The sequence below is a fragment of the Palleronia aestuarii genome, from assembly GCF_003253995.1.
GTDB lineage: Bacteria > Pseudomonadota > Alphaproteobacteria > Rhodobacterales > Rhodobacteraceae > Palleronia > Palleronia aestuarii.
On the sequence record NZ_QKZL01000005.1, the window covers coordinates 1 to 25,478 of the forward strand.

A 25,478-nucleotide genomic window follows, 5' to 3' on the forward strand; every position below is an offset into this window, starting at 1 on the left:
CGCCCGCCCCGCTGCGCGAGATGAAAGCTCCGCGCGTCGGGCGATTGCTAACCCTGCGCCGAACGGCGTAAACAACAACCGGGCTCCGGTCGCGACTAGATGAAAGTCCCGTGGCAGGTCACACCGGCAGCGCCTCGCGGCGTTCGACGGCTGTCCGGATGTAGTCCAAATCATAACCTCGGGCGGCGAGCAAGACGCTCGGTGTTGGCAGGTTGTCGGCCATGACCAGATCGAAGCCGCGATAGTCCGAGGTCTGGCCCGGCGTGATTTCGGTTCTAATGGGCAGGCCGCTCGGCATCTTCCTCGGACCGATGGCGGACAATGCCTCGCCGTTGACGAGGAGATGGATTTTGCTGGTAAAACCACCCCGAGAGCGTCCGAAACCCTGTCGCGGAGTCCCCCTTTCGAGCCCGCTGCCTGATAGTGGCGCGGATCACGGTGCTGTCGATCATCGGGAACGTATCCGGTACGGCTCCGCTGCGGTTCAGCGTCTCCACGAGGTCCTCCCACAGCACGGCCAGTGTCCAGCGCAGGAACTGCCGTTAGACGCTCGAACATTTGCCGAGCTTCTAGGGGAGGTCTCGCCATGAGGCTCCGGTTCTGGAGATCCAGAAAACGCTACTCTGAACACGACGATGATTGACGGGTTTGCGCCTGTTCGAAGCGCTGACACCAGGATGAAAGGCGCGAAAAACGCCCACTCCTCGTCCGACATCAGATTTCGTGCCAAGCTGGTCTCCATCGAAGATACCAGCTTGAATCACGCTTTCCGTCGGCGAGGATACTTTTGTCAACAGGGCATAGCGGGAAGCCAATTTTTATTCGACTGGCCAAGGCAGTTCACAGAACCTGGGTATCCGCCGCCAAATCATCACAACGTTCCACCCCTTGCCGATTGGTCGTGCCGCGCTGTGCGAGGTCCCGCCCTGCGTCTGCCCACGCGGTACGGCGTTCGTCCATATCCAACCATGACGAGATTTACGATGGACCCGGCTGTCCCCGCAGGGAGTTTGTAAAGGCAGCTATGGGGGCCATTCCTAATCGTTCTCCGCGGGCGCCCGATCCTCACAGCGGCTTCAAAGAGGCACGGAGATTGGAAATCCGGCTCGGCGTGCGAAGGCATGGAATGCCCGCTCCTCAACTGGATGGGTTACCTGCGAAGAGCCCCCGGATTTCATTTGAGGCCCGGTATTGGTACTCCGAAGAAATCTGCCAGCAGCACGAAGTTCAGGCTCAGGACCGCGCAGGCCCCGATGGTCGCCAATGCGCGCAGTACAGGCCCGATCCGGAAATCTCCCATCACGTCCCGCCGGGACGAGAAATACAGCAGTGCCAGCATCGGCACCGGCAAGGCGATGGACAGGACCACCTGTGACATCACCAACGCGTCGGTTGCGTTCACGCCGGCGGCGATCACCGCGAATGCGGGCACCATGGTCACGAGACGGCGCAGCCAGATCGGCACGCGGAAGTGCAGGAATCCCTGCATGATCATCTGCCCGGCCATCGTCCCGACGACGGAGCTGGAGACCCCGGAGGCGATCAGCGAAGTCAGGAATATTCCCGCGGCTGCCGCGCCGAGCAGCGGTGTCAGGGTATGATAGGCGGTCTCGATCTCGGCGACATTGGCATGGCCCTGATGGAAGGCGCTCGCCGCCATCATCACCATCGCCATGTTGACCATTCCGGCCACGGCCAGCGCCACAACGACTTCGATGTTCGAATAGCGCAGCAGGGTGCGGCGGTCCGCGTCCCCCCGCACCACCGCGCGGGACTGCGTCAAGCCGGAATGGAGATAGATGGCGTGGGGCATCACGGTGGCGCCGATGATGCCGACGGCGATGGTCAGCGCCGCGTTATCAGGCAACGAAGGCGTCATCACGCCACTTCCTGCCGCAACCCAATCGACCGGGGCGATCAGTACCTCGGCGAGGTAGCAGAGCCCGATCACGCCGACCATCGCGCCGATAATCAGCTCCATGGGGCGGAATCCTCGGCCCTCGAAGATCAGGATGGCGTAGGTCGCGATCGCCGTGATCACCATGCCGGCCATCAGCGGCAGGCCAACCAGCAGCGAAAGGCCGATGGCACCACCAAGGAACTCGGCCAGATCGGTGGCCATGGCCGCGACCTCGGAGATTACCCACATCACCCATATCAGCGGGCAAGGTAGATGATCGCGCGAGACCTCGGCGAGGTTCCGTCCGGTCACGATGCCCAGCCGAGCCGAAAGTGCCTGGAAGAGCATGGCAATCAGGTTGGCCAGCAGCACCACCCAGAGCAGCCGGTAGCCATAACCCGCTCCCGCCTGGATGTTCGTCGCGTAATTGCCCGGGTCCATGTAAGCCACAGAGGCCACGATCGCGGGCCCGGCAAACAGCAGGCGGCTGCGCCAGCCGCGGGCCTCGCCGGACAGAACCGCGGAGAGGCGGGATTGGGTACGCTCGGTAAGGGTTTGCATTCCGGGGTCCTCGCGGGAACACGGCGCTATATAGCACTTGCTATACTTTCGACAACGCACCAGTAATCTTGGCTGAAGCTTGTCACGCGACAGACGCCCGTTTCCCATTGCACGTCACGACACAGCAGAACCGGAAAGAAGGACATGCGCGGATGCCCGATACGTTCCTCGACGAGAACAAGCCCGCCAACCGTTTCGCCCGGGCTCGCGAGGCACAGGCGGTGGCGCTGCTCGAGGATTACGTCGAGATGATCGGCGATTTGAGCGCCGAACTGGGTGAGGCGCGCGTGGCCGATATTGCGGAACGCATGCACGTCTCGCAGCCAACAGCGACCAAATCGATTGCACGGCTCAAACGCGAGGGCCTGGCCACGTCACGCCCCTATCGCGGTGTCTTCCTGACCGACGAGGGCGCGCGCCTTGCCGACCGTGTCCGCGACCGTCATCGCACCGTAGTCGCTTTCCTCATCAGAATGGGCGTACCCGAAGACATTGCGGAACTCGATGCGGAAGGCATCGAACACCACGTATCCCAAGTGACGCTTTCCGCTTTCGAAGCGGTTCTGAACTGCAAGACTTAAAGTCTCGATTGGCTGAAGCTGCTGTTTCTCATGGGCAATGCAGCAAGCCCATTAGGCCCGTGAGCGACAAGGCGCGAACGCGCTGCTGGGCGGCATGGCGTAGATGGTCTCGGCAGCGCCCTGAGAGGCGCGCCGCTTGAACCGCCGGGCCGCGAAATGGTGCAGGCTCTCCCCGCGCCATCCATGAATGACCGGTGCCGACCGTGGCGTACCTTGGTAGGCGCAAGACACATTTTCATAAAACCTCTTTCTGCGAAACGTTCGAGAGGATATTCGAGCGGCATGGACCGTATGCCGTTCCGCCGAGTCATTCTGCTCGCCGCCGCCCTGATGATGGCGATGGCCAGTGTCGTGTCGGCGTCCCGAATGGCGCCGGACCGGGACGAATCGGCCATGGCGGCGCACATGGCGATTGGCGGCACGCTCGACGATCTTTGCGGCGACGGCCCCTTCCATAACGACCATCACTGCCCGTTCTGCCGTCTTCTGAGCGATCCGCCGGAGATCCGCTTCGCCCCCTGCATCCGCCGCGCGACGCCGACGCTGGTCTGGCAGGACCTGGGGCATCTCGTTGCCCGGTCGTATGCCGGCAATCCCAACATCTCCGCACGGGCGCCGCCGGCGCCGGTCTGATGCCGTGCCGCCCCGGAGCGGCGTTCCCTTCAGATCGGACGACCGGTCCCGAATACCCGGATCGCGCCGTCTCGCGCCGGCAGCGGTACGTCCGCGCGCGCGACCCACAGGAGATGACCCATGTTCAGACCTTCGATCCCGGCCCTGGTGCTGGCCACACTTGCTTTCGCAGCGCAGGCGCAGACCGCAGAGACAAACACCGCGCCAATGCCCGCCGTCACGGAGATCGGCGCACTCGAGATCTCCGCACCCTTCGCGCGGGCGACCCTGCCGAACCAGCCCGTCGCGGGCGGCTTCATGACGATCACCAATACCGGCGATGCGGACGATACGCTCGTCGGCGTCAGCTCGGACGCGGCGGGCCGCAGCGAGGTCCACGAAATGGCCATGGAGGGCGATGTAATGCGGATGCGCGAACTTGCCGATGGGCTGCCGATCCCCGCTGGGCAGACCGTGACGCTCGCGCCCGGCGGCTACCACGTTATGTTCATGGATCTCGCCGGACCGCTTGAGGAAGGCGATGGCGTCGACCTCACGCTGAGCTTCGAGCACGCCGGGGAGGTGTCCATGACCATGCCGGTCCTCGGCCGGGCCGCCACGGCGGCGGCGAACGGAAGCTAGGAGGATGCGCCTTACGCCGAAAACCATCTCCGCAGCGATCGGGGGCGGGCTGACGATCGCGCTCGTCCTGGCGGCCGGTTGGGTCTGGGTGCTCGAGCCGCGCATGAACCGCTCCGTCGCTGATGCGCTCGGACGCGGCGATTACACCCTCGTAGCGACCGACGGCACGACCTTCACCGAGGACACGCTGAACGGCGCGCCCTCCGCCGTCTTCTTCGGTTTCACCCATTGCCCCGAAGTCTGCCCGACGACCCTCGGCGACGTGGCCGGCTGGCAGGACGCGCTCGCCGAGGACGGCGAGGAACTGCGGGTCTTCTTCGTCACCGTGGACCCGGAGCGCGACACGGAAAAGGTCCTCGGCGACTACGTCTCCTGGGTCCCCGGCGTGGTCGGGGTCACCGGGTCGCGTGACGAGATCGACAAGGCCATCCGGTCCTTCCGGGTCTACGCGCAGAAGGTGCCGATCGAAGGCGGGGGCTACACGATGGACCATTCGGCCTTCGTGTTGCTTTTCGACGCGGACGGCCGGCTCGACGAGCCGATCAGCTACGGCGAAGACCCTGCGCGCGCCATGGCCAAGATCCGCGATCTCTTTGGCTGAAACCCGGACGACCCGCGCGGCGTGACTATTGCCGGGCCGGACGCCCTGCGACCCGCGCGCCGCGGATCGACGCACGCACTCCTTCCGCGCCGTCCATCGGACGGCGAGGTCTACGCACCCTTCCTGATCGGAACACCGCAATGACCACTGCAACGATAAACCCACCGCGGACCTCCGCGCTCTACCGCGCGGTATGGCGCTGGCATTTCTTCGCCGGACTGATCGTCCTGCCCTTCGTGATCCTGATCGCCGTCACCGGCGCGATCTACCTCTTCAAGGACGAGATCAACAACGCCGCCTACGCCGAGCGCCGCTTCGTCGCGCCTGCCGAGACGCAGGCCCTCGCGCCCTCCGAGATCACGGGGGCGGCCCTCGATGCGCATCCGGGCTCCCTTGTCGCCTACTTCCCGGCCCCGGCGCCGGATCGCACCGCGGAGGTAAAGATCGCGGGCGAGGACGGGCTCACGGACACGATCTATGTGAACCCCTACGACGCCACGGTGGTCGCTTCCGACTGGGATGCCGGACCGTCCGGATCGACGCCGATGTGGCTCGTGCGCAAGCTGCATTCGCTCGAATATGTCGGCTGGTGGGGCAACAGGATCATCGAGGCAGTCGCGGGCTGGATGGTGCTTCTGGTCGCCACCGGCATCTACCTTTGGTGGCCGCGGGGGCGGAACGTCGGCGTCATGGCCCCGCGCCGGACGAGCGGCCGTCCCTGGTGGCGCGACATCCACGCGGTGACCGGCATCTATACCGCCGGGTTCATACTCTTTCTCGCGCTGACCGGGCTGCCGTGGTCGGGCGTCTGGGGCAAGTACTTCTACGATTTCTCCTATGCCGCCGGGCTTGGGATGACCGATGGCTACTGGTCGGACCTGCCGACCTCCGACGTTTCCTCGGGCGAGGCGATGCAGCAGACGCCCTGGATCATGGAGCATCACGGCATGCCGATGTCGGGCGGCACCGACGGCGTCCCCGCGGCGATCGACGACGTCGTGGCGACGGTCGAGGCGGCGGGCCTTCATCCGGGCTACGAGCTTTCCATGCCGTCGGGGCCAACGGGCGTTTTTACCGCTTCGGTCTATCCCCACGACATCTCTGAGGAGCGGGTGATCCATCTCGACCAGTATACCGGGGAGGTCTTGCTCGACCTAGGAGTCTCGGATCTCGGCACGCTCGGCTGGATGGCCGAATGGGGCGTCTCGATCCACATGGGCCAGCAATTCGGCCTGGCGAACCAGATCGTGCTGCTCTTGGCCTGCATCGCAATGCTGGTGATGGCGGTCTCGGCTATCGTCATGTGGTGGAAACGCCGCCCCGCGGGATCGCTCGGCGCCCCCGCCGTACCCTCGGACTGGCGCATCCCGCACGCGGTCCTGCTGATGGCGATCGCAGCCGGCCTCTTCTTCCCGCTCGTCGGCCTGTCGCTCCTCGCCGTGGCGGCAATCGAGATCGGGCTGCACCTCGTGGGGAACCGTCGGGCGGTGTGAAGGCCATCGCTCCGATCGGCGGAGGGAAGGCGTCGGTGATGGACCAACGACGCCTCCTTCTTTCATCGGCCCGGATTCACAAGGTCATGTTGCGGCTAATCGGCCTCGACTGGACGGTACCCGACTACAGCACGTTGTCCCGCCGTCAGAAGTCCCTGGCCGTCATATCCCCTACCGTGGGGCGAAGGGCCCGGTGCACCTGCTCATCGACAATGAGGTATTGACCGCCATCGGTCCGAGGACGATGCCGAATGGCATCGAGGGCAAAGGCGAATGGCACGCCTGCAAGCATGGCGGCCCCAAACGGCGTATTGGCGCAGGATCCATTTGGGGATCGGCGAGGAAACGCCTGAGATCCGAACTGTCGACAGTTCACTGGTTCTTACCACTGGTCTGAAAGAGCCAATGGACGGGAGCCATATAGGTGACGCACCGGTCTTGCCCGATCTGCTCGGCCAGATCCCGCAGAACCAGCAGATTGGCAGCTTCACATTCGACGGCGCCTACGACCCGCGCAAGTGCCACCATGCCATCATTCCACCCCGCAGGAACGCCAAGCCATGAAAGGCAATAACGGCCGGAGCCATGGCCCGAAACGAAGCCCCGCGCGCCGTGAAGTCTCTTGGTCGCGGAACCTGACGAATATGGAGCGGATACCTCCGCCGAAGCCGTGCCGAAACGAAGATGCACTGTATGTAAATGCTGGGGCAGCGCCTTATGGCGCGGGACTTTGACCGACAGGTCGCGCAGGTCCGGATCCGCATCACCGTCATGAACGGCCACACCGCGCTCGGCATCACTCTTAGAGAAACCGTGGGATGAGTCCGTCCGGGAAAGGGCAACCTCGGACATCAGAGGGTTTGAGCAAGGTAGTCTCTCTACCGTAGATCGTGCGCAGGATGACGCGGTGGCGTGACAAGCGCCGGTAGCAGGGCTGCGAGGGACGCCAGTCCCAGGAAGCCAGCAACTGCGAGAAGTTCCGCGCCCCCAAGTTCGGCAGACAGATCAAGTCCAGTCTGTCGCGAGACGATAGACGACAACAATCCAGCCGCGATCTGCCCGGACAGAAGCCCGAGAACGACGCCTGCGAACAGGTGCATCACCGAATGGAGCCACATTACCGACACGACGAACCGTGCCGGTGCGCCCAAGGCGGCGAGCAAGGCCAACTGACGCCGAAAGAGGCGCGCGACGATGGCGAGGCCGCACAGAACGCCGCCCACCACCAAGCCTTGGGAGACCAACGCCATGATGGACATCGCTCCCCGGACGTCGCCCATTACTCCATAAAGCTGAGCCAGCACCGTGCCGGGGAAGAATGCCATGGTCTCGCCGTCGCGGGTGAACGCGGCGCGCAGCGAGTAAGCGCCTCCGAGACTGTTGGCCGCAACGACGATCGCCGGCATTCCCGGAACCAGCTCCGGGACGAATGGCGGGCCCACTTGATCTGCCTCGCGGTGTCCATCAGCAAGTCCGTGGACCTGCCACACCGCTTCGATCGGTACGAGTATTGCCCGGTCCCAGGGTGTACCGCTCGGTTCCATACGTCCCACCACCGTGAACTCCGCCGCGTCATGTGCGTGGTCGTCGGCAGCTTCGCCGACACCATGGGCAGGCTCCAGATGAGCGCCCATCTCCACTGCAACATCCGAACCCACCACCGCCTCGAAGGCGGACGCCCATATGCGTCCCTCGAGAGCACCGCCGGTAAGGTGATACACCAGGTCTGCCGTTGTCCCCACGATAGGCGCGTCGCCCACACTGTCGCCGAAGCCGAGCGGCGCGGCCAGGGCGACGCGCTTATCCGATGACAGCTCTTCCAGCACGTCGCCTCCGATCAGGCCCATGTCGGATGCCCGCAGGAACACGGTCGCGAACAGCGCCGTCAATTCGCTACCCGGTGCCGTGACGACGAGGTCGAAGGGGTCGGCCGCCCGGGCCGTGGCGCTCCGGATCGCCCGCTCCTGCGCGAGGAGGCCAGTGCCGAGCGCGACGGACAGCGCAATAAGGATGACGAATATTGACGAGACCCCCCAGTGCCTGCGGATCAACGCATAAGCGAGGGGCCAGGGTCGGTGCCCCGGCAGCAAAACCAGCGCGATGAGGATGAGCGGCGCAAGCAACGCTAACCCGAGGAGCGTATCCTGCGCCCAGGCGGGCAATCCGTACCACAGGCTTGCCATCAGGCCGCGGCCCGCGCGCCGCCCGCGAGTTCGATAACCCGGTCCATGCGGTCGAGAAGCCGTTCATCGTGGCTCGCGACGATGAGCGTATGGTCGGCTTCGCGCGCATGGGCAACAAGATCGCCGATCACGAGATCCGCGGCTTCGCGGTGCAGGCTCGCCGTCGGCTCGTCGGCAAGAAGGATGTCCGGTTCATTTGCCAGGGCGCGCGCCACGGCCACCCTCTGCCGCTCTCCCCCCGACAGGGTCGCCGTACTGGACCGGTCGGACGAAAGTCCCATTCGAGCGAGAAGCCGTTCGGCTCGCGTGCGGACATGGTGCCGGGATCGTCGTGGCGAGAACAGTGCGAACACACCCGCGTTGGCGGCCGGTCCCAGCTCGTCGAACAGCAAGAAATCCTGAAAGACCATTCCGACGTGAGCGGCGCGGAATGCCCGGCGGCCCGCCTCGCCCAACGCCGTCAGGTCCGTCTCACCCCAGCTTATCCGTCCGCTCACATTCGGCAGAAGGCCCGCGAGAGCGAAGATCAGGGTCGTCTTCCCTGCCCCGGAGGGCCCACGAACGCCGAGAGTGGACCCACGCGGCAGCGATAGCCGGTCCAACGTCATGATCGGTCGCCGCTCGTCTCCCATGACGACCAGGTCCTCGACGACGAGCGACAGGGCGTCAGCCATAGGTCGCATCCGTCAATCTCAGCATGCTGACGAAGCCCGTCTCCTCATCTCGCTTCTCGCCGTATTCGAGCACACCGCGGACTTCGATACCGACATTGAATGGCACCACCCGAACCATGCGTTTCGTGAAAACGGCGACGATGTCGTCCGGCCATTCGGCGGATGTTTCGCAAAACGGACAGACCGCCATCGGCATCTTGGTCAGCACGAAGAAATCCGCCTCGGCCTTGAGTGGCGGGGCCATGAACCCGTCGACGAGGATGCGTTCGCCAAGGCTGGATTGCGCCAGTTCGGACAAGTCCCCGCTCTTCGCGTAGAGATCGCGAAGACGAATGGACCCGTCCTGTGCCCGCCCCATGCAAGGCAGCGCAGGTATCGACATCGCCGACAGGATAAAGTTGCGTCGATACATGTTCACCCCTTCGTAGATGGGCGGGGTTCAGCCATGGCAGAACCCCGCCCGATGGGAACCGGGACCGGCCCTAGAAGCCGATTCGCGGATACATGGCTCTAGTCACCGGCGTTCATGGCGTAGTTCATCACGTGGAAAATCACGTTCTGTTCGAGGGTGCCGTTGAAGAGATGCGCCCACGGGCCTTTCGCATACAGAGCAACGTCGGTGCCCGAATGGGTCTCGGACGGCATCGGGATCAGCGCCTGTTGCAGGTAGTCGATGTCGCTCGCCTCCTCCGGTGTCACATCCGGACGTGAACCCGAGTAGACCGGCTGCGTCTCTCCCTCGGCGGCGCCCACATCCGGCGTCGTTGTCTGTGACGTGTCAGCAGCGGCCGTTTCGTCCTCGATCTGCTCGATCAGGACGGAACCCGCTCCGTTCATGTATCCCGCCACCGTGTATGGCAGACCGTCCGACGCCACGTTCGGCGTCCCGGTATGCTCGATGCCTGCCGGATCGACCTCCATGCAGAGGCCCGTGATGTCGGAACCTCGGCCGCAATACCCGTTGAACTGCAATCCATGATCATGGTCCGCGGTTACCACGATCAGCGTGTCGGCATCATCGGTCATCTCGTCGGCCATGGCGATCGCCTCCGCGAAGGCGCGCCCGTCACGAACCGTCCTGGCAAGGTTGCCGGCGTGATTGGCGTGATCGACGCGTCCGGCCTCGATCATCAGGTAGAAGCCGTCCTCGTTCCGGGACAGCACCTCGATCGCCGCTGCCGCCATCTCGGCAAGACTTGGTTCGCCCGACCGGTCCGCCTCGTACTGCATGTGGCTCGACTCGAAGAGACCGATGACCGGGCCTTCGACGCTTGCGGTGTCGATCGCGTCGAACTCCTCCTGAGTCTGGACGTAGACCCCGGTCTCGCCGGTCATCTCCTCGGCGAGGTTGCGGCCGTCGCCGCGACTACCGCTCTCGCCCTCTGCGTCGGTCACGTCCGACGGGAGGAAGTGCTGACGGCCACCGCCCATCGCCAGGTCGATCACTCCCGCATCGACCTGCGCGGCCATCTGGGCCGCGAGGTCGGTCTGCCCGCAATCTTCCGGAACCAGCGTATCGTCCTCGAAATCGCGGTCGACCGTGCGTCCGTAGACCGCGGCCGGCGTGGCGTGGGTCAGGCGGGCGGTCGAGACGATACCGACCGACTTACCGGCCTCGGCGGCGATCTCGGAGAGCAGCGTCACCTCGTCTTCGGCTCCCGCCGCACAATCTCCCACGCTTATGGCGTCGGTCACGTTGATAACGTCGTTGCGGGCCTTGATCCCAGAATTGAATGTCGCCGCGGTCGGCGCGCTATCGGGCGTCTGGCCGTTGGTGGTGTAGGTCTTGATCAATGCGAGGTTCGGAAATGCCTCGTGCGGCTGTACGTAATCGTCGCCGAGGCCACCCTCCTGCTGGCCGCTGAAGATCCGGGTCGCGTAGTTCGACGCCACGCCGTTTCCATCGGCGACGAGCAGGATCACGTTCTTCGCGCGGTTGGTGTTCTCTTCCTGCGAAAGCAGAGCCTCCAGCGTGGTCTGCGCGTCGACGAACCATTGGTTCGACGCCTGGGGCAAATCCTGGGCCAGGGCCCCGCCCGCCGTGAGGGCCATGATGGAAAATGAAAGTCCGAGCTTCATCGCATTCCTCCTCTTGCCCCGTCGTGAACACGGTCCCTCACCGCTTCCGTGACGGTTGCACACCCACTCTATCCATCAATCGGCGCGTGGCAATTGATCCTGCGGAAGGCCCCCCGTTGCAAAAGTCGCTGGATGACCGAGGCCCCCATTCTCCCGACCGGGCGACTCAGACGGCGTCTTTGAAGGGTATGCGGAGTGCGGTACGTCCGTTCGGCACAGGGACAGGAACCTGAAACCGTGCGACCTGACGGTCGATATGACGAGTTGCGATGCGTCGACCCAAGACCAAGGCGCAGGGCGTCTTTGCTTCGGCACGCTTTCGGCGGCGATAACCCCTCCATCATAGCCAGACAGTCCGTACGAAGTTGCGTGCTGCGCGGAGGGTTTCGTTTCGTGCGATTGCACCGGCTTTATCGGGCACCCAAGGCTCGACGTTAACGAGAGGCGCAGTAGGCGATGTTTGGGTCGGGTGCCGGTAAGCTAAAAAGGCGGCTGCCAAGCGGCAATTGGAGGTACCTACGTCTTAAAGGCTGGCTAGTTCCTGATCGGTAGCGAGAGAGGTTGGTCTACTTACGGATCCCGACGACCATGCTCGATTTACGAAATGAATACCTTTCGGAATTCGTACGACAGGGCCATCCAACAATTAAAGTTCGTCGTTAAATTTAGGGAAACCATGATCCGGTACATCAACGCCTGTTCGAGGGTGAACTGATCAAGGATGGATCGATGAAGGTTGGAATTGGCAAGGGCCGCGGGAAAGCTGAAAAGGCACATGACGACGATGACCACGACCTGACGGACGGGCATGGATCGGGGCATGATCGTGATGGAAAGTCCGGGCTGGGTCTTGGACATGACCGGGAAGACAAGAACGGTCGGGCACTCGGTCACCGGGACCACGATGACGAGGCCGACCATTCCGACGACATCGATATCCAGGAGGACGTGACATCCAACATCGATGCCGGGGCCATGCTGGAGGAGCTTTGCAACGCCGATTCCATCCTGTTCGTCGGAGACTCCTCGGATGAGACGATCGCCGGTAAATGCAATAACGACGAGCTTTACGGCGGCCGCGGCAGCGACACGATCTCCGGTGGCAAAGGTAACGATTACCTTTCCGGAAACTGGGGCGACGACATCCTGATCGGAGGTGAAGGAGCCGATACGTTCTCGTTCGACGGAGATTTCGATCGCGATACGGTCACCGATTTTTCTCTCTCGGATGGTGATCGTCTCGACTTCATATTCTACGAGCAGCATCAATCGGATTGGACGGCGCAGATGCTGGTCGATCTTTTCGTTCAATCGGGCGATGACGCAATTCTTGAATTGCCTTCCTCGGACGATGTTGTGGTTCTCGCGAATACCGATGTCAGTTCGCTTTCAGTGGATATCGTTTCCGTAACCCACCTCTATGTCCAGGACGAATTCCTGACCTGAACGGTCATTGGATCGGTCGGGGATATTTCCCCGGCCGATCCACGATAAAATGCTACGAGAAACGTGCAAATAGCGACGATTGCTCCGGTGAAACCTCGGCAATTCGCCTTTGCAATTCCAGATGTCGGGAATGGATCGCGTCGAGATCGGTTTCCGACGGTGGGCGATCCGCGCAGGAACGCAGACGCTCCTCGATATCCCCACAAAGCTCGCTGATCCTGTGGAAACCGATGGATCCGCTGCTCCCCTTGAGCTTGTGCATCCTGCCGATGAGGTCGCGGTGCCCGTTGGCAAGATCGGGCCCTGCCCCGAGCATCGCTTCTTCGATCGCCGCCGCCTCGTTCTTCAGCGTCGTACAATGCCGGGTCACCAAGGCTAAAATCTTCTCGCGCATGAGAGCCTCGCGACGCATCTTTCGGGGAGATCATAAGTGAGAATGGCGAAGCGTGGGTTAACGGAAGTTTTCTGATTTTAGCGAATTTGGAAAGATGTTGTTAACCATGCTCAGCCATTCAGGAGCCGTAAGTCACGATGCCCGGACATTGTCATGGATACCACGAGCGGGGCAACTTTTGATCTGAAGCGGGTTCTCCTCGTCGAGGACAGTTCGGTGACCAAGGACCTGGTCGAGTTGGTCCTCTCCCATGCCGGACATACGGTTACGAGCGTGGAGACTGGACAGGCGGCGCTCGATGCACTGTTCGCCGAGCACTTCGACGTGGTCCTGACGGATTTCCACCTTCCCGACTTTACCGGGCTCGAGGTTGTGCGGCGGTTCCTCAGCGAGCGGGGAGAGCGCGAACGCCCCCTCTTCGTCGCCATAACGGGCGATACGCGAGGATTGCTGAGCGACGCCGAGAATTGCGAGCTTTTCGACCGGGTGGTGCCGAAACCACTGGACGTGGATCTGGTCTGCGATCTGGTCCTGGAGCCGGTTCTGCCCGTGTCCAAACGTGCGAGGCCGGGGACCAAACGGTCCGCCAGCACGACCGACGGGCTGGGTCTGGCGGTTCTCGAATGGCCCATAGGCATCGGGCCGGCACCGGTACCCGGCTTGCCGGGCATAGACGCGATCCTCATCCGGGAGGCGCGCGACCTGCAAATCCTGTGGGGGATCAACGGCGCCAACCTGCTCCCGGTCCTCGACGAGACCGGCACGCTCGGGGCATCCGCCGACGTCGACGTCTCGACTCTGTCCATCACGCGCACCGACGAGGTCCGCAAGGTCGTCGAACGGTTTCACGAGCGGCGCGCCGACCTGCATCCCGACCTCGCCCGGTCCGAGGATCCGGCAGATCGGCTGCTGGCGCGGATCGAGATCACGGGCGCTACGCTTTCGGCGCGGATGTCGCATCGCCACGACGGTCTCGTCGCCTGGAACACCATCTGCGATCCCGGCGGAATCCCCGCCCTGCTGACGAAGCTCGAGAAAGAAGGCCTCGTTCGGACGACGTTCTTCGAGCGGATTCACGTCTGCCCGTCATGCCGATCCGCCTGTCTCATCGTGCGGGAGGAATGTCCGACCTGCGCCTCCTCCCAATTGACCGACGAAAGCTATCTGCATCATTTCCGCTGCGCGACACAGGCGCCCGAAAGTGCGTTCGTGCAGGGCGACGATCTCGTCTGTCCCAAGTGCCGTCGGACTTTGCGACATTTCGGCAGGGACTACGATCGGCCCGGGATAATGACGCGCTGCGAGAGCTGCGAAGCGACCACGGTCGAACCGCAGGTGGCGTTCGTCTGCAGTCGCTGCACCACCCGGACGCCTGCGGAGGCGGTCCCGACCCACGATGTCATGTCGGCTTCCCTGACCGATACGGGACGTGCCTACCTACGCAGCGGGACGGCGTTCCTCGGGCCCGCGCGCCGGACGTTGCGTTTTGGAGATTTTCCGCTCGAACTCGTGATCGCGCTGAACCGGGCGGCTGCGGAATACAACGAGAGCCGCCAACCGTTCACGCTCGCGTCCATCCACTACGACGGTCTCGATGCGATACGTCAACAGCACGGAGCGCTCCGCGCGCGGGATTCGCGTCGGCTCTGGCTCGAGGCGTTGCAGCAGACGATGAGCGATCGGGTCGTCGTCGCGCGGGGAACGGCGTCGGATTTCGTCCTTCTGGCCGGCTCCCAACTGGAAGAAGCCCGCGGGCAGATCGATGCGGCGCGGTCGGAAGCCGACAGAACTGTCCGGGACGACCTTCAGGCGACCCTCCGCCTCTTCGGACCGGAAGACATCGCGCGATGATCGAAGCTTACGATTATATCCGGGCCCAGACCTTCGACAGCTTGCTCGCGCTCTTCTGGTTCGTCGCGGTGTTCGAGATCCCGCGTTACTTCCTGCTTTTCGCGCTGACCGCGTTCCTGCCCATGCGACGTCATATCTCGCAGCCCGATGGGCGTGAGAGGATGGTGAGCGCCGTCGTGGTCGGGCATTCCGAGGGCACGAAGGTGGAGAAATGCGTGCGTGCCCTCCACGAGCAGAGCCGGCGGCCCGACGAGATCGTCGTCCTGAGCGACGGCTCGACTGACGGGATGGCAAAGCGCGTGGGCGCGCTCTCGCGGCAAGGACTGATCGATGCAGCGCATGCAACCGAACTACGCTCGGGCAAGGCCGCGGGACTGAACCTCGGCGCTCGCATCGCCAAGGGCGAGATCATCATCTTCGTGGATTGCGATTGCACGTTCGACAGGCATGCCGTGCGCAATATCCTGTACCATTTTGCCGACCCCGATGTCGGCGCGGTTGCGGGCTCGGTGCTCGTGCGCAACGAGACTGCGAGCCTTCTGTCCGCGTTCCAGGCGATCGAGTACCTCATCACGATCTCGCTCGGAAAGCAGGCCATGGACCGGCTCGGTCTCGTATCCTGCATATCGGGTGCATTCGGGGCCTACAGGCGGACGGCTTACGAACAGATCGGCGGCTACGACGCGGAAGGCGGAGAGGATCTGGATCTGACGCTCAGCATGCGCTCCGCGGGCTGGTCGGTCAGGTTCGCGGATGACGCGGTCTGCTATACCGACGTTCCGGTAAAGCGCGCGGCGCTCGTTCGCCAGCGGGGCAGATGGGAACGTGATGCGATAAGGCTCAGATACCGCAAGCACGGGCATCTCATGAACCCGTTCTCGCCGCGCTTTTCGTGGCGGGAGTGGATCCACGAGATGGAGTTCCTTGTTTTTAACGTCCTCGCGGCGATCGCACTTCCGTTCTATGTGGCTTGGCTGCTGGCGATGTATGGCAGCTTCGGGATCTCGATCCTGGCCGGCGCGCAGCTGGTACTGATCTGCATGGACATGGCCGTCTTCCTGATGGCCGTCTCGGTCACACCGCTCGTCCGTCCACTTCCACTCGTCCCCTACGTCCCGGGTTTCAGCCTCTATTACGGGTTGTTCATGCGGTGGGTCCGTCTTGCCGCCTACGCGCAGGAATGGATCTTCCGCGCGTCCAGGAACGACGAGTTCGTCCCCAGGAAAGTTCAGCGCGCGAGGGCTGAGGTATCATGAAACGCCTGAAGAAACGGATCCGGTCCGATACGCATGTTTCGGAGGCGCGCCGGCCCCGTCCGAGAACCTGGGATCGCAACGTCTATCTCGCTCTCCTCGTCTTATTCTTCGCGGCTCTCGGAAACTACGTGGCCGGCGACCGGCTTTTCCTGCGTGCGGATGGGCTCGTGCTCCAGGATCGTACCGTGATCGGGGCGACGGCCCTGGTGCAGGTCACCAAGGTCGCCGTCCGGCCGGGGCAAGTGGTCGAGGAAGGCGACATGCTCTTGCGCGCGGAATCGCTGGAGACGCTCGGACGCCTTGCGGATCTGTCGATGCGGGAAGCCGAGCTGGCCGAGAGAGAAGCGCGATTGCAATCGGAGTTGACCGTCGCCCGCGAACTCGAACCGCGCGCCGAACAACGGCTCACGGAGCTTACGGAGCGCGAGGAGACCCTCGAACGTCTGGAAACGTCGCGGCTGGTCACCTCCGCCCGACGCGAGACGCTGTCGGACACGCGTTACGACGCCGACATTCGGTCGGCCACGCTGAGTGCGCAGATCGAGGGCCTGTCGGGCGAGATCACGGCGCTGACGGATCGCCGTCAACAGGCCCGGGAGGCGATACAGGAACTCAAGACCCGGTATCGCAACGGCCTCCATACCGCCGCGACGTCCGGAACAATCGGTGATACCGTTCCGGCCCCTGGCGAGGTCCTCAATCCCGGTGAACCCATCCTGACGCTCTACTGGGGGGAACCTTATGTCCTGGCCTACCTGCCGCAACACTACCTGTTCGACGTCGCGGCGGGCGAGGACGTGATCGTCACATCAGGAAATCTTACGCGAAACGGCCGGATCGATGCGATCCTGCCCATGTCGACTGCCATTCCGGACGAGTTCCGCAACGCGTTCCGGCTCCGCGAAACCCGCCAGCTGGCGCGTATCTCCCTCGCGCCGGGACCCAATCTGCCGACGATGGCAAGCGTGCGGATCACGCGGGAATGGAAGCTCCCGGAACGTCTCGCCAACGTGATGGAGAATGTCGGCGCAACGTTCCGGCTATCCCAGTCGCAATAGGGTTGGATCAGACGGCCCTCTGCGATTCGGGCCATGAGCATATGGTCGATTACACGTAGCATCGATCTCGGAACGCACAGCTAGTCGATGACGGTCGCATTGAGGGCGTTATCGGAGCGAAAAATCTTGGGGCGGCGGTTGAAGCTGGCCGCCATACGGCGCCACTTCTACAGCCCGTCGAACATGATCTCGATACGGTTCCGGCCTAAACAGCGACAGAGGTCATTGCTAATTTTATGCCGTGTCCATCTGTGGACCTGAGAATAGATTCCTCGATCCGCCGACGCCATCTGGAACCGGTTGGCGTCCTAATCGCGCCCCCCGAACAGCTAACCTACATCCTGCAGACTTCTGCGAAGTGCCCGACCGCCATTCCCCTCTTCTCGGCTCCCCGTTAGGCTTGGGAAAGAAGACCTGAGCTGCGACGTACATGCATACGTGCGCCGGGAGATCGAACATCTCGGCGCTCGACCTCGGTAGAGGTGAACCGTCATCCTCGGCCAAGTTCAAGAGAGCCTTGGCCAAGCAGCGATGGAGGGTCTGAGTGCTGGCTCCAGGGTGATCCGGGTCCGGCCAAGCATTCCCACCGATCTGACGACTTTTAAATCGCATCTTCCATGATAGCCAGAAGGGCGCCGGCATCGAGGGTCACGGGATTGCCCTTCATAGAAGAGGATTGCGGGGCCTCCCGCGATACCTGAGCCGCGATCTGGGACGTCACGCCCATCTCGGCGAGGCGAGGAAGCGACTGGCCGTCGATCCAGGCCTCGAAGGCGGCAAGCGGATCGCCGCGGCCGAACACGCCGCCGATCCATTCCTCGAGTTCGGCCCGGCGACCGGGATCGATCCGTTCGAAATTTGCGCGGAGGACCGGGACGAGCAGCCGGCCGCAGAGGGTGCCGTGCGGCGCGCCGGTGTGCCCGCCCAGCGGTCCGGCCAGCCCGTGGACCGCCCCGAGCCCGGCATTCGCGAGCGCGATGCCGCCCGTCAGGCTGACGAGCGCCATGTCGTCGAACGCGGCTTCGTCCGGCGTCTCGATCACCCGGCGCAGGGCGACCAGGCCGCGGGGGATTGCATCGCGGCAGAGCGCGTCCGTGAAAGGATTTGCGCGGGTGGACAGGAATGGCTCGATAACCTGAGTAACCGCGTCGAGACCGGACGCGAGGCGGATGCCCCGCGGTGCCGTTTCCGTCAGGGCGGGGTCCACGAGGGCGAGCCGCGCGAGCATCCGGTCGTCGCGGAGACTGACCTTCCGCTTGTGTTCGGGCACGCCGATGACCGCGTTCTTGGTGGCCTCCGATCCGGTTCCGGCAGTCGTGGGGATGGCGACGAATGGCAGTGGCGCGGTCTCCAGCGGTGCCCCGTCGCCGACGACCTCCAGATGTCGCATCGGGTCGCTCTTCGCCGGGATCAGTGCGGCCAGCGCCTTGCCCATGTCGATCACCGCTCCTCCGCCGAGGGCCACCACCATGTCCGGAGCTTCGTCTCGAGCGGTGGCGAGCGCGTCATTCAGCGATGCCAGATCGGGCTCGCCGGAAACCTCTAGCCTCGAGGGTCCGAGACCGACCGCCCGCTCGGCGGAGGACGCGCCGTGGACGATCAGCGGCTGGCGACCGATGGCGGAGATCCTCTCTGCGGCGCCTGCGAACAGGCCACGTCCGAAAGCGATATGGGCGGGCAGACGCAGATCGAATGTCATACTGGCCTCTCCAAAGACGACGGAAAGTAAAAGGCCGGGACGCGCGAACGCCCCGGCCCTGTCTACTCGATCACCGCGGCAGTATCACTGCCAGGACTGCACCAGCTCGTCGTAGGTGATCGTCTGCGGCTCCTCTTCCTCGTTCTCGAGTGCGGGCTTCGGCGCGCCCGGCTGCTCCAGCCAGTACTCCGCGCTTTCCTTCTCGTTAAGAGCCGGGCCCAGATCGCCCTGCACGCCGGCGCGTTCGAGGCGCTCCATCACGTTCTCCATGTCGGAGCAGAGCGTGTCGAGCGCGGCCTGCGCGGTCTTCGCGCCCGACATGGCGTCACCGATGTTCTGCCACCAAAGCTGTGCGAGCTTGGGGTAGTCCGGCACGTTCGTGCCCGTGGGCGACCAGCGAACACGGTCAGGCGAGCGGTAGAACTCGACAAGGCCGCCGAGCTTCGGGGCCCGCTCCGTGAAGTGTTCGGAGTTGATCGTGCTGTCGCGAATGAAGGTCAGGCCCACGTCGGACTTCTTCACGTCCACCGTCTTGGAGGTCACGAACTGGGCGTAGAGCCAGGCGGCCTTGGCGCGGTCCACGGGGGTGGAATCGAGGATGGTCCAAGATCCCACGTCCTGATAGCCGACCTTCATGCCCTCTTCCCAGTAGACACCGTGCGGCGAGGGAGCCAGGCGCCACTTCGGCGTGCCGTCCTCGTTCATCACCGCCGGGCTGTCGACGAGGGGAGCCACGAAGGTCGTGTACATGAACATCTGCTGCGCGATGTCGCCCTGCCCCGGAACCGGACCAGCCTCGGAGAAGGTCATGCCGGCGGCGGCGGGCGGCGAGTAGTTCTGCAGCCAGTCGATCGCCTTCTCGACCGCATAGACGGCCGCCGGGGAATTCGTGGCACCGCCCCGATCCATGCAGGCGCCGACGGGCTGGGATTGTTCGTTGACGCGGATGCCCCATTCGTCGACGGGCAGGCCGTTCGGCTCGCCCTTGTCGCCCATGCCGGCCATCGACATCCACGCATCGGTATAGCGCCAGCCGAGCGAGGGGTCCTTCTTGCCGTAATCCATGTTGCCCCAGACCGAGGTCGGCTCGCCCTCGATATAGCTCATGTCGCGGCCGGTGAAGAATTCGGCGATGTCCTCGTAGGCGGACCAGTTAACCGGAACGCCGAGTTCGTAGCCGTATTCATCCTGGAAATCGGACCGGGTCTGCTCGTCGTTGAACCAGTCGTAGCGGAACCAGTAGAGGTTCGCGAATTGCTGGTCGGGAAGCTGGTAGAGGTTGCCGTCGGGGCCGGTGGTGAACTGCGTGCCGATGAAATCCTCGAGGTCGAGCGTCGGCGAGGTCACGTCGGCGCCTTCACCCGCCATCCACTCGGTGAGGTTGCGCGCCTGGCCATAGCGCCAATGCGTGCCTATGAGATCGGAATCGTTGACATAGGCGTCGTAGACGTTGTTGCCCGATTGCATCTGCACCTGAAGCCGCTCGACCACGTCGCCCTCGCCGATCAGGTCGTGAGTGACGTTGATACCGGTGATCGCGGTGAAGGCCGGGGCGAGCACCTGGCTTTCGTATTCGTGCGTGGTGATCGTCTCAGAGACGACGTTGATCTCCATCCCCTGCATCTCGGCGGCGGCATCGACGAACCACTGCATCTCGGCTTCCTGCTCTTCTCGAGACAGGGTCGAGACGTCACCGATTTCGGCGTCGAGGAACTCCTGGGCCTCCTCCATGCCCGCGAATGCGGGGGCAGAGAAAAGCCCGAGCGCCACCGCCACTGCGGTAGTCGATCTAAGCGACAAGTTCATTGTTTCCTCCCTTGGATATTCGAACGGTCTTTATGCGTCACGCGAGGCGAAAGATCGCCGCGGCGACGATGACACTCACGATGAGTGCCAGGTATTGGGGGCCGAGCGCGAAGCCCAGCCAGGCGAGATTGATGAACCCGGCGGCCAGGAGCGAGATGAAGAGCCGATCGCCGCGTGTGGTCTCGATGCCGAGGACACCCTGTTTCGGCGTCTCGGGGTAGCGTATGGCGAGGATCGTGAAGACGACGAGCGTGCCCGCCACCAGCCAGAAGAAGAGCGCCGTCGGCAATACCCAGGCCATCCAGCCTCCGGGGTTCAGGCTCTCGGTCCAAGCGATGGCGCTCTCCTCCCCGCTCGCCCGCATTGCGGTCCAGAAAATGAAGAGCCCGATGGCGATCCAGACGGTCACCAGGGTCGCGAAGAGCGCGGTATGCCCGTGGCTGACGCCGCGGTCGTCGGTTTCGGTATGGGTCATCACACCCTCCCCAGGGCGAAGCCCTTGGCGATGTAGTTTCGGACGAAGTAGATCACGAGCGCGCCGGGGATGATCGTCAGCACCCCTGCTGCCGCGAGCACGCCCCAATCGATGCCGGCCGCCCCTTGGGTCCGGGTCATCGTGGCCGCGATGGGCTTGGCGTCGACGCTCGTCAGCGTGCGGGACAGCAACAGTTCCACCCACGAGAACATGAAGCAGAAGAACGCGGCGACGCCGATGCCCGACGAGATCAACGGCATGAAGATGCGCGTGAAGAAGCGCCCGAACGAGTATCCGTCGATATAGGCGGTCTCGTCGATCTCCTTCGGCACGCCACGCATGAAGCCCTCGAGGATCCACACGGCCAGCGGCACGTTGAAGAGGCAGTGCGCCAGCGCCACCGCGATATGGGTATCGAAGAGACCTACGGACGAATAGAGTTGGAAGAACGGCAGCGCGAAGACCGCGGGGGGCGCCATGCGGTTGGTCAGCAGCCAGAAGAACAGGTGCTTGTCGCCCATGAAATTGTAGCGGCTGAAGGCGTAGGCCGCGGGCAGCGCCACGGTAATCGAGATCACCGTGTTCATCATCACGTAGATCAGCGAATTGACGTAGCCCATGTACCAGGAGGCATCCGTCAGGATGATCTCGTAATTCCGGAAGGTCAGGTCCTGCGGGAAAAGCGAGAAGGAGCCCAGGATCTCGGAATTCGTCTTCAGGCTCATGTTGATGAGCCAGTAGATCGGGATGAACAGGAACAACAGGTACAGCGTCATCACCACGGCAGAGCCGTTGACACGGCTGCCGCGCTTCAGCCGCGTGTTGGCGTCTTCGGCGGTGACGTCGCCGGGCAGATGGCTGGCGCCGGGGGCGGCGGTTCTGTCGCTCACTGACCCTGCTCCTCTTTGTCGAGGTTCGTCATCACGATGTAGAAGACGTAGCTGATGACCATGATGACGAGGAAGTACATCAGGCTGAACGCCGCCGCGGGGCCGAGGTCGAATTGCCCCAGCGCCATCTGCACGAGGTCGATCGACAGGAACGTCGTGGCGTTGCCCGGCCCGCCGCCGGTGAGTACGAACGGCTCGGTATAGATTTTGAAGCTGTCCATGAAGCGCAGGAGGATCGCGATGGTCAGCACGCCGCGCATCTTCGGTAGCTCGATATAGCGGAACACGGCCCAGCGGCTCGCCTGGTCGATCTTGGCCGCCTGATAGTAGGCGTCGGGGATCGATCTGAGGCCCGCATAGGCGAGGAGCGCGACGAGCGAGGTCCAGTGCCATACGTCCATGATGATGACCGTGGTCCAGGCAGCGTAGAAGCCCTGGGTGTAGTTGTAATCGATCCCGAGGGCGTCGAGCGTATAGCCGAGAAGGCCGATATCGACCCGTCCGAAGATCTGCCAGATCGTGCCGACCACGTTCCAAGGAATGAGGAGCGGCAGCGACATCAGCACCAGACAGACCGACGCCCAGGCGCCCTTCTTGGGCATGTTGAGCGCGATGAAGATGCCCAGTGGCACCTCGATGGCGAGGATGATCGAGGAGAACACGATCTGCCGCCCGAGCGCGTTCCACATGCGCTCCGAATGGAGCATGTCGTCGAACCAGGCAAGCCCGGCCCAGAAGAACTGGTTGTTGCCGAACGTGTCCTGCACCGAGTAGTTGACGACCGTCATCAGCGGAACCACCGCCGAGAAGGCCACGAGCACCAACACCGGCAGGACGAGCAGCCACGCCTTCTGATTGTCCGTCTTCATCAGGCAGCCTCTCTCGCGGTGTGAAGCGGTCCGTCGCCGCCCTCGGGCGGAACGCGCCACTCGTTCTCGTAGACGTTCACGCCGCGCTCGGCGAACTGCACGTGGGTGCCGCCGTCGGGGACGCTTTCGCCCTCGCCGGCGATTGCCGCCACCTGATGCCCGTCCATGTCGAGCCGAATGATCTTGTGCCGTCCCACATCCTCGACCCGCGTGACGCGCGCGGGGATGCCGCTGGCGCCGAGGCAGATGTATTCCGGGCGCACGCCGATCTTCGTCGCGCCGCCCTTCGTGCGATACCCGGCCCCGAGATCGACCCGCGTGCCGGCGATCTCGGCCGTGGTACCCTCGATCCTGGCGTCGAAAAGGTTCATGCCCGGCGAGCCGATGAAATAGCCGACGAACGTATGCGCGGGCCGCTCGAACAGCTCGTCCGGCGTGCCGACCTGCACCACGCGGCCGTCATACATCACCACGACCTTGTCTGCGAAGGTTAGCGCCTCGGTCTGGTCATGGGTGACGTAGATCATCGTATGGCCGAAATCGTGATGGAGCTGCTTGAGCTGCGTGCGAAGCTCCCACTTCATATGCGGGTCGATCACCGTGAGCGGCTCGTCGAACAGCAGCGCGTTCACGTCGTCGCGCACCATGCCTCGCCCGAGACTGATCTTCTGCTTGGCATCCGCCGTCAGGCCCGCGGCGCGCCGGTCGAGCACGTCCTCCATGGCAATGGATTTGGCGACGCGCGCCACGCGATCGGAGATCTCCGATTGCGGCAACTTGCGGTTCTTCAGCGGGAAGGCGAGGTTCTCCCGCACCGTCATCGTGTCGTAGACCACGGGAAACTGGAACACCTGCGCGATGTTGCGATCCGCCGTCGGCAGGTGCGTCACGTCCTTGCCGTCGAAGAGCACCCGCCCGTGGCTGGGGATCAGGAGCCCGGAGATGATGTTCAGAAGCGTGGACTTCCCGCAGCCCGAGGGGCCGAGCAGGGCGTAGGCCTCACCGTCGGCCCAGTCGTGATTGAGCTCCTGCAGCGCGAAATCCTCGGGGGATTTCGGATCGGCAAGGTAGCTGTGCGCGAGCGTATCAAGGGTGATCTTGGCCATCACGCGGCCTCTGCATAGGCGGCGGGCTGCGCGAGGGCGCCGTCGGTTTTGAAAAGATAGACGTGTCGCGGGCGCAGATAGACCGTCACGGGCTGGCCGGGATCGAGATGGCGCACCCCGTGGACAAGTCCGACCCAGCGCATCCCGTCGTGATCGACATGCACGAAGGTTTCGGACCCGGTGATCTCCGTCACGCCGACACGCGCATCGAAGCTCAGCGCACCCTCGATCGGATCGAGCCGCAGATGGTTCGGCCGAAATCCGGCCGTGTAGGTTCCGTCGGCGACGTCCGCGCCGATCCGGGATGCGTCGATCTCCTCGCCGGATCCGAACCTGAAGTGGCCGCCGGACTTCCTGACCTCGATGAAGTTCATCGGCGGATCGGAGAAGACCCGGGCCGTCGTGGCATCGGCGGGCCTTCGATAGACCGTCGGCGTCGGTCCGAACTGCGTCACCCTGCCCTCCCAGAGCGTCGCGCAATTGCCCCCCAGGAGCAGCGCCTCCTCCGGCTCGGTCGTGGCGTAGACGAAGATCGAGCCGGACCGCTCGAAGATGCGCGGGATCTCGGCACGCAACTCCTCGCGCAGCTTGTAGTCGAGGTTCGCCAGCGGCTCGTCGAGCAGGACGAGGCCCGCGTTCTTGACGAGCGCCCGGGCCAGTGCGCAGCGCTGTTGCTGTCCGCCCGACAATTCGAGCGGCTTGCGATCGATCTGCGGCATGAGCTGCATCAACTCGGCCGCCTCCCGCACCCGGGCGTCGATCTCGTCCCTGCTCAAGCCCATCAGCCGCAGCGGCGAGGCGATGTTGTCGTAGACCGTCATCGAGGGGTAGTTGATGAACTGCTGGTAGACCATCGACACCTTGCGGTCCTGCACACGCTGGCCGGTCACGTCCGCTCCGTTCCAGATGACCCGGCCCGTGCTCGGTTTGTCGAGGCCCGCCATGAGGCGCATTAGGGTCGTCTTGCCCGCGAGCGTCGGCCCCAAAAGGACGTTCATCGTGCCCTTCTCGAGCGTCAGGTCCGTCGGATAGATATGGGATCGCCCGCCCACGACCATCGATACGTTGTCCAGCATCAGCGTCATGCGATGTCCCCTCCCGATACCTGCAATGGGCCGTGCAGCTCACGCTCGCGGTCAGGTTTTCGCCTTTCGCAAGGCACCACCTCTCCGCAGCACGTTCGAGCCTCCCGTCTCGATATCGCGCAAACGGTATGAGATTCGCATCACCTTGGGAAGCACAGTTTTCGTTTTCTTTCGCTTCGCTTCCAGACCGATTGAGGTTTCCCTTAGGAAAGGCGCG

22 protein-coding genes and 2 pseudogenes are annotated in these 25,478 nt (G+C 63.6%); 10 read left to right on the forward strand and 14 right to left on the reverse strand.

The features are described from left to right. Positions 1-121 precede the first annotated feature (121 nt). Both LX81_RS22740 and LX81_RS07620 read right to left on the reverse strand, forming a co-directional pair. Positions 122-742 (reverse strand): annotated as a pseudogene (locus tag LX81_RS22740) (IS5 family transposase); the annotation flags it as partial. A 432-nt stretch (positions 743-1,174) separates the two neighbouring features. Then, positions 1,175-2,461: an Nramp family divalent metal transporter gene (locus LX81_RS07620; RefSeq protein WP_111536724.1), complete on the reverse strand. Its 1,287-nt coding sequence runs from the start codon at positions 2,459-2,461 to the stop codon at positions 1,175-1,177. A gap of 107 nt (positions 2,462-2,568) precedes the next feature. Here LX81_RS07620 and mntR point away from each other — a divergent pair, with 107 nt between their 5' ends. The 6 genes and pseudogenes from mntR to LX81_RS07650 form a co-directional block, all read left to right on the forward strand. Next, positions 2,569-3,042: a manganese-binding transcriptional regulator MntR gene (gene mntR / locus LX81_RS07625; protein WP_272939476.1), complete on the forward strand. Its 474-nt coding sequence runs from the start codon at positions 2,569-2,571 to the stop codon at positions 3,040-3,042. Positions 3,043-3,324: 282 nt separating this feature from the next. Continuing rightward, positions 3,325-3,675: a hypothetical protein gene (locus LX81_RS07630; RefSeq protein ID WP_111536726.1), complete on the forward strand. Its 351-nt coding sequence runs from the start codon at positions 3,325-3,327 to the stop codon at positions 3,673-3,675. Positions 3,676-3,795: 120 nt separating this feature from the next. Continuing rightward, a complete protein-coding gene (locus tag LX81_RS07635) occupies positions 3,796-4,296 on the forward strand; it encodes a copper chaperone PCu(A)C (RefSeq protein WP_111536727.1) in 501 nt (166 codons plus the stop codon). A gap of 4 nt (positions 4,297-4,300) precedes the next feature. Then, entirely contained in the window at positions 4,301-4,897 is a 597-nt protein-coding gene (locus tag LX81_RS07640) for an SCO family protein (RefSeq protein WP_111536728.1), read from the forward strand. A gap of 140 nt (positions 4,898-5,037) precedes the next feature. After that, a complete protein-coding gene (locus LX81_RS07645; RefSeq protein WP_111536729.1) occupies positions 5,038-6,390 on the forward strand; it encodes a PepSY-associated TM helix domain-containing protein in 1,353 nt (450 codons plus the stop codon). Between the two features lie 86 nt (positions 6,391-6,476). Next, a pseudogene (locus tag LX81_RS07650) lies at positions 6,477-7,212 on the forward strand (IS5 family transposase); the annotation flags it as partial. Between the two features lie 56 nt (positions 7,213-7,268). On the opposite strand, the gene LX81_RS07655 reads toward LX81_RS07650, so the two are convergent. From LX81_RS07655 to LX81_RS07670, 4 genes are all read right to left on the reverse strand, one after another. Beyond that, complete coding sequence (locus LX81_RS07655; protein WP_111536730.1) at positions 7,269-8,573, reverse strand: ABC transporter permease; 1,305 nt, start codon at positions 8,571-8,573, stop codon at positions 7,269-7,271. Continuing rightward, positions 8,573-9,247 (reverse strand): ABC transporter ATP-binding protein, encoded by a 675-nt coding sequence (locus LX81_RS07660; RefSeq protein ID WP_111536731.1) that lies wholly within the window; start codon positions 9,245-9,247, stop codon positions 8,573-8,575. Before LX81_RS07660 ends, LX81_RS07655 begins: the two co-directional genes overlap by 1 nt. Then, a complete protein-coding gene (locus LX81_RS07665; protein WP_111536732.1) occupies positions 9,240-9,659 on the reverse strand; it encodes a hypothetical protein in 420 nt (139 codons plus the stop codon). The genes LX81_RS07660 and LX81_RS07665 overlap by 8 nt, the downstream gene beginning before the upstream one ends. Positions 9,660-9,757: 98 nt before the next feature. Further along, complete coding sequence (locus LX81_RS07670; RefSeq protein ID WP_111536733.1) at positions 9,758-11,326, reverse strand: alkaline phosphatase; 1,569 nt, start codon at positions 11,324-11,326, stop codon at positions 9,758-9,760. A gap of 729 nt (positions 11,327-12,055) precedes the next feature. On the opposite strand from LX81_RS07670, the gene LX81_RS07675 reads away from it, so the two are divergent. Then, positions 12,056-12,772, forward strand: a complete 717-nt coding sequence (locus tag LX81_RS07675; protein ID WP_111536734.1) for a calcium-binding protein — start codon at positions 12,056-12,058, stop codon at positions 12,770-12,772. Between the two features lie 52 nt (positions 12,773-12,824). Here LX81_RS07675 and LX81_RS07680 read toward each other — a convergent pair whose 3' ends face one another. Then, entirely contained in the window at positions 12,825-13,166 is a 342-nt protein-coding gene (locus tag LX81_RS07680; protein WP_170133871.1) for an Hpt domain-containing protein, read from the reverse strand. A gap of 153 nt (positions 13,167-13,319) precedes the next feature. On the opposite strand from LX81_RS07680, the gene LX81_RS07685 reads away from it, so the two are divergent. From LX81_RS07685 to LX81_RS07695, 3 genes are read left to right on the forward strand one after another with little or no spacing between them, the layout of a single operon-like run. Further along, complete coding sequence (locus LX81_RS07685) at positions 13,320-15,017, forward strand: TackOD1 domain-containing metal-binding protein (protein WP_111536736.1); 1,698 nt, start codon at positions 13,320-13,322, stop codon at positions 15,015-15,017. Beyond that, the gene (locus LX81_RS22135) at positions 15,014-16,273 is read left to right on the forward strand and encodes a glycosyltransferase family 2 protein (protein WP_170133872.1); all 1,260 of its coding nucleotides are present in this window, start codon (positions 15,014-15,016) and stop codon (positions 16,271-16,273) included. Before LX81_RS07685 ends, LX81_RS22135 begins: the two co-directional genes overlap by 4 nt. After that, complete coding sequence (locus LX81_RS07695) at positions 16,270-17,331, forward strand: HlyD family secretion protein (RefSeq protein ID WP_111536737.1); 1,062 nt, start codon at positions 16,270-16,272, stop codon at positions 17,329-17,331. Before LX81_RS22135 ends, LX81_RS07695 begins: the two co-directional genes overlap by 4 nt. 601 nt (positions 17,332-17,932) lie before the next feature. Here the strand turns inward: LX81_RS07695 and LX81_RS07700 are convergent. From LX81_RS07700 to LX81_RS07730, 7 genes are all read right to left on the reverse strand, one after another. Then, positions 17,933-19,030, reverse strand: coding sequence for an iron-containing alcohol dehydrogenase (locus tag LX81_RS07700; RefSeq protein WP_111536738.1), 1,098 nt, complete (start codon positions 19,028-19,030; stop codon positions 17,933-17,935). An 84-nt stretch (positions 19,031-19,114) separates the two neighbouring features. Next, a complete protein-coding gene (locus tag LX81_RS07705; RefSeq protein WP_111536739.1) occupies positions 19,115-20,836 on the reverse strand; it encodes an ABC transporter substrate-binding protein in 1,722 nt (573 codons plus the stop codon). A 37-nt stretch (positions 20,837-20,873) separates the two neighbouring features. After that, on the reverse strand, positions 20,874-21,311 hold the full coding sequence (locus LX81_RS07710; RefSeq protein WP_234822525.1) for a DUF2160 domain-containing protein: 438 nt from the start codon (positions 21,309-21,311) through the stop codon (positions 20,874-20,876). Then, positions 21,311-22,165: a carbohydrate ABC transporter permease gene (locus tag LX81_RS07715; RefSeq protein ID WP_211322733.1), complete on the reverse strand. Its 855-nt coding sequence runs from the start codon at positions 22,163-22,165 to the stop codon at positions 21,311-21,313. Before LX81_RS07715 ends, LX81_RS07710 begins: the two co-directional genes overlap by 1 nt. Positions 22,166-22,197: 32 nt before the next feature. Continuing rightward, positions 22,198-23,070, reverse strand: a complete 873-nt coding sequence (locus LX81_RS07720) for a carbohydrate ABC transporter permease (RefSeq protein WP_373280275.1) — start codon at positions 23,068-23,070, stop codon at positions 22,198-22,200. Further along, positions 23,070-24,176: an ABC transporter ATP-binding protein gene (locus LX81_RS07725; protein WP_111536740.1), complete on the reverse strand. Its 1,107-nt coding sequence runs from the start codon at positions 24,174-24,176 to the stop codon at positions 23,070-23,072. The genes LX81_RS07720 and LX81_RS07725 overlap by 1 nt, the downstream gene beginning before the upstream one ends. Continuing rightward, on the reverse strand, positions 24,176-25,261 hold the full coding sequence (locus tag LX81_RS07730) for an ABC transporter ATP-binding protein (protein ID WP_111536741.1): 1,086 nt from the start codon (positions 25,259-25,261) through the stop codon (positions 24,176-24,178). The genes LX81_RS07725 and LX81_RS07730 overlap by 1 nt, the downstream gene beginning before the upstream one ends. Between the last annotated feature and the right edge of the window lie 217 nt (positions 25,262-25,478).

Bases quoted from the DNA above. Each gene is read 5' to 3' on its own strand.
- LX81_RS07620 (WP_111536724.1), bottom strand. From the start codon at position 2,461: ATGCAAACCCTTACCGAGCGTACCCAATCCCGCCTCTCCGCGGTTCTG.
- LX81_RS07630 (WP_111536726.1), top strand. From the start codon at position 3,325: ATGGACCGTATGCCGTTCCGCCGAGTCATTCTGCTCGCCGCCGCCCTG.
- LX81_RS07635 (WP_111536727.1), top strand. From the start codon at position 3,796: ATGTTCAGACCTTCGATCCCGGCCCTGGTGCTGGCCACACTTGCTTTC.
- LX81_RS07640 (WP_111536728.1), top strand. From the start codon at position 4,301: ATGCGCCTTACGCCGAAAACCATCTCCGCAGCGATCGGGGGCGGGCTG.
- LX81_RS07645 (WP_111536729.1), top strand. From the start codon at position 5,038: ATGACCACTGCAACGATAAACCCACCGCGGACCTCCGCGCTCTACCGC.
- LX81_RS07655 (WP_111536730.1), bottom strand. From the start codon at position 8,573: ATGGCAAGCCTGTGGTACGGATTGCCCGCCTGGGCGCAGGATACGCTC.
- LX81_RS07660 (WP_111536731.1), bottom strand. From the start codon at position 9,247: ATGGCTGACGCCCTGTCGCTCGTCGTCGAGGACCTGGTCGTCATGGGA.
- LX81_RS07665 (WP_111536732.1), bottom strand. From the start codon at position 9,659: ATGTATCGACGCAACTTTATCCTGTCGGCGATGTCGATACCTGCGCTG.
- LX81_RS07670 (WP_111536733.1), bottom strand. From the start codon at position 11,326: ATGAAGCTCGGACTTTCATTTTCCATCATGGCCCTCACGGCGGGCGGG.
- LX81_RS07675 (WP_111536734.1), top strand. From the start codon at position 12,056: ATGAAGGTTGGAATTGGCAAGGGCCGCGGGAAAGCTGAAAAGGCACAT.
- LX81_RS07680 (WP_170133871.1), bottom strand. From the start codon at position 13,166: ATGCGCGAGAAGATTTTAGCCTTGGTGACCCGGCATTGTACGACGCTG.
- LX81_RS07685 (WP_111536736.1), top strand. From the start codon at position 13,320: ATGGATACCACGAGCGGGGCAACTTTTGATCTGAAGCGGGTTCTCCTC.
- LX81_RS22135 (WP_170133872.1), top strand. From the start codon at position 15,014: ATGATCGAAGCTTACGATTATATCCGGGCCCAGACCTTCGACAGCTTG.
- LX81_RS07695 (WP_111536737.1), top strand. From the start codon at position 16,270: ATGAAACGCCTGAAGAAACGGATCCGGTCCGATACGCATGTTTCGGAG.
- LX81_RS07700 (WP_111536738.1), bottom strand. From the start codon at position 19,030: ATGACATTCGATCTGCGTCTGCCCGCCCATATCGCTTTCGGACGTGGC.
- LX81_RS07705 (WP_111536739.1), bottom strand. From the start codon at position 20,836: ATGAACTTGTCGCTTAGATCGACTACCGCAGTGGCGGTGGCGCTCGGG.
- LX81_RS07710 (WP_234822525.1), bottom strand. From the start codon at position 21,311: ATGACCCATACCGAAACCGACGACCGCGGCGTCAGCCACGGGCATACC.
- LX81_RS07720 (WP_373280275.1), bottom strand. From the start codon at position 23,070: ATGAAGACGGACAATCAGAAGGCGTGGCTGCTCGTCCTGCCGGTGTTG.
- LX81_RS07725 (WP_111536740.1), bottom strand. From the start codon at position 24,176: ATGGCCAAGATCACCCTTGATACGCTCGCGCACAGCTACCTTGCCGAT.
- LX81_RS07730 (WP_111536741.1), bottom strand. From the start codon at position 25,261: ATGACGCTGATGCTGGACAACGTATCGATGGTCGTGGGCGGGCGATCC.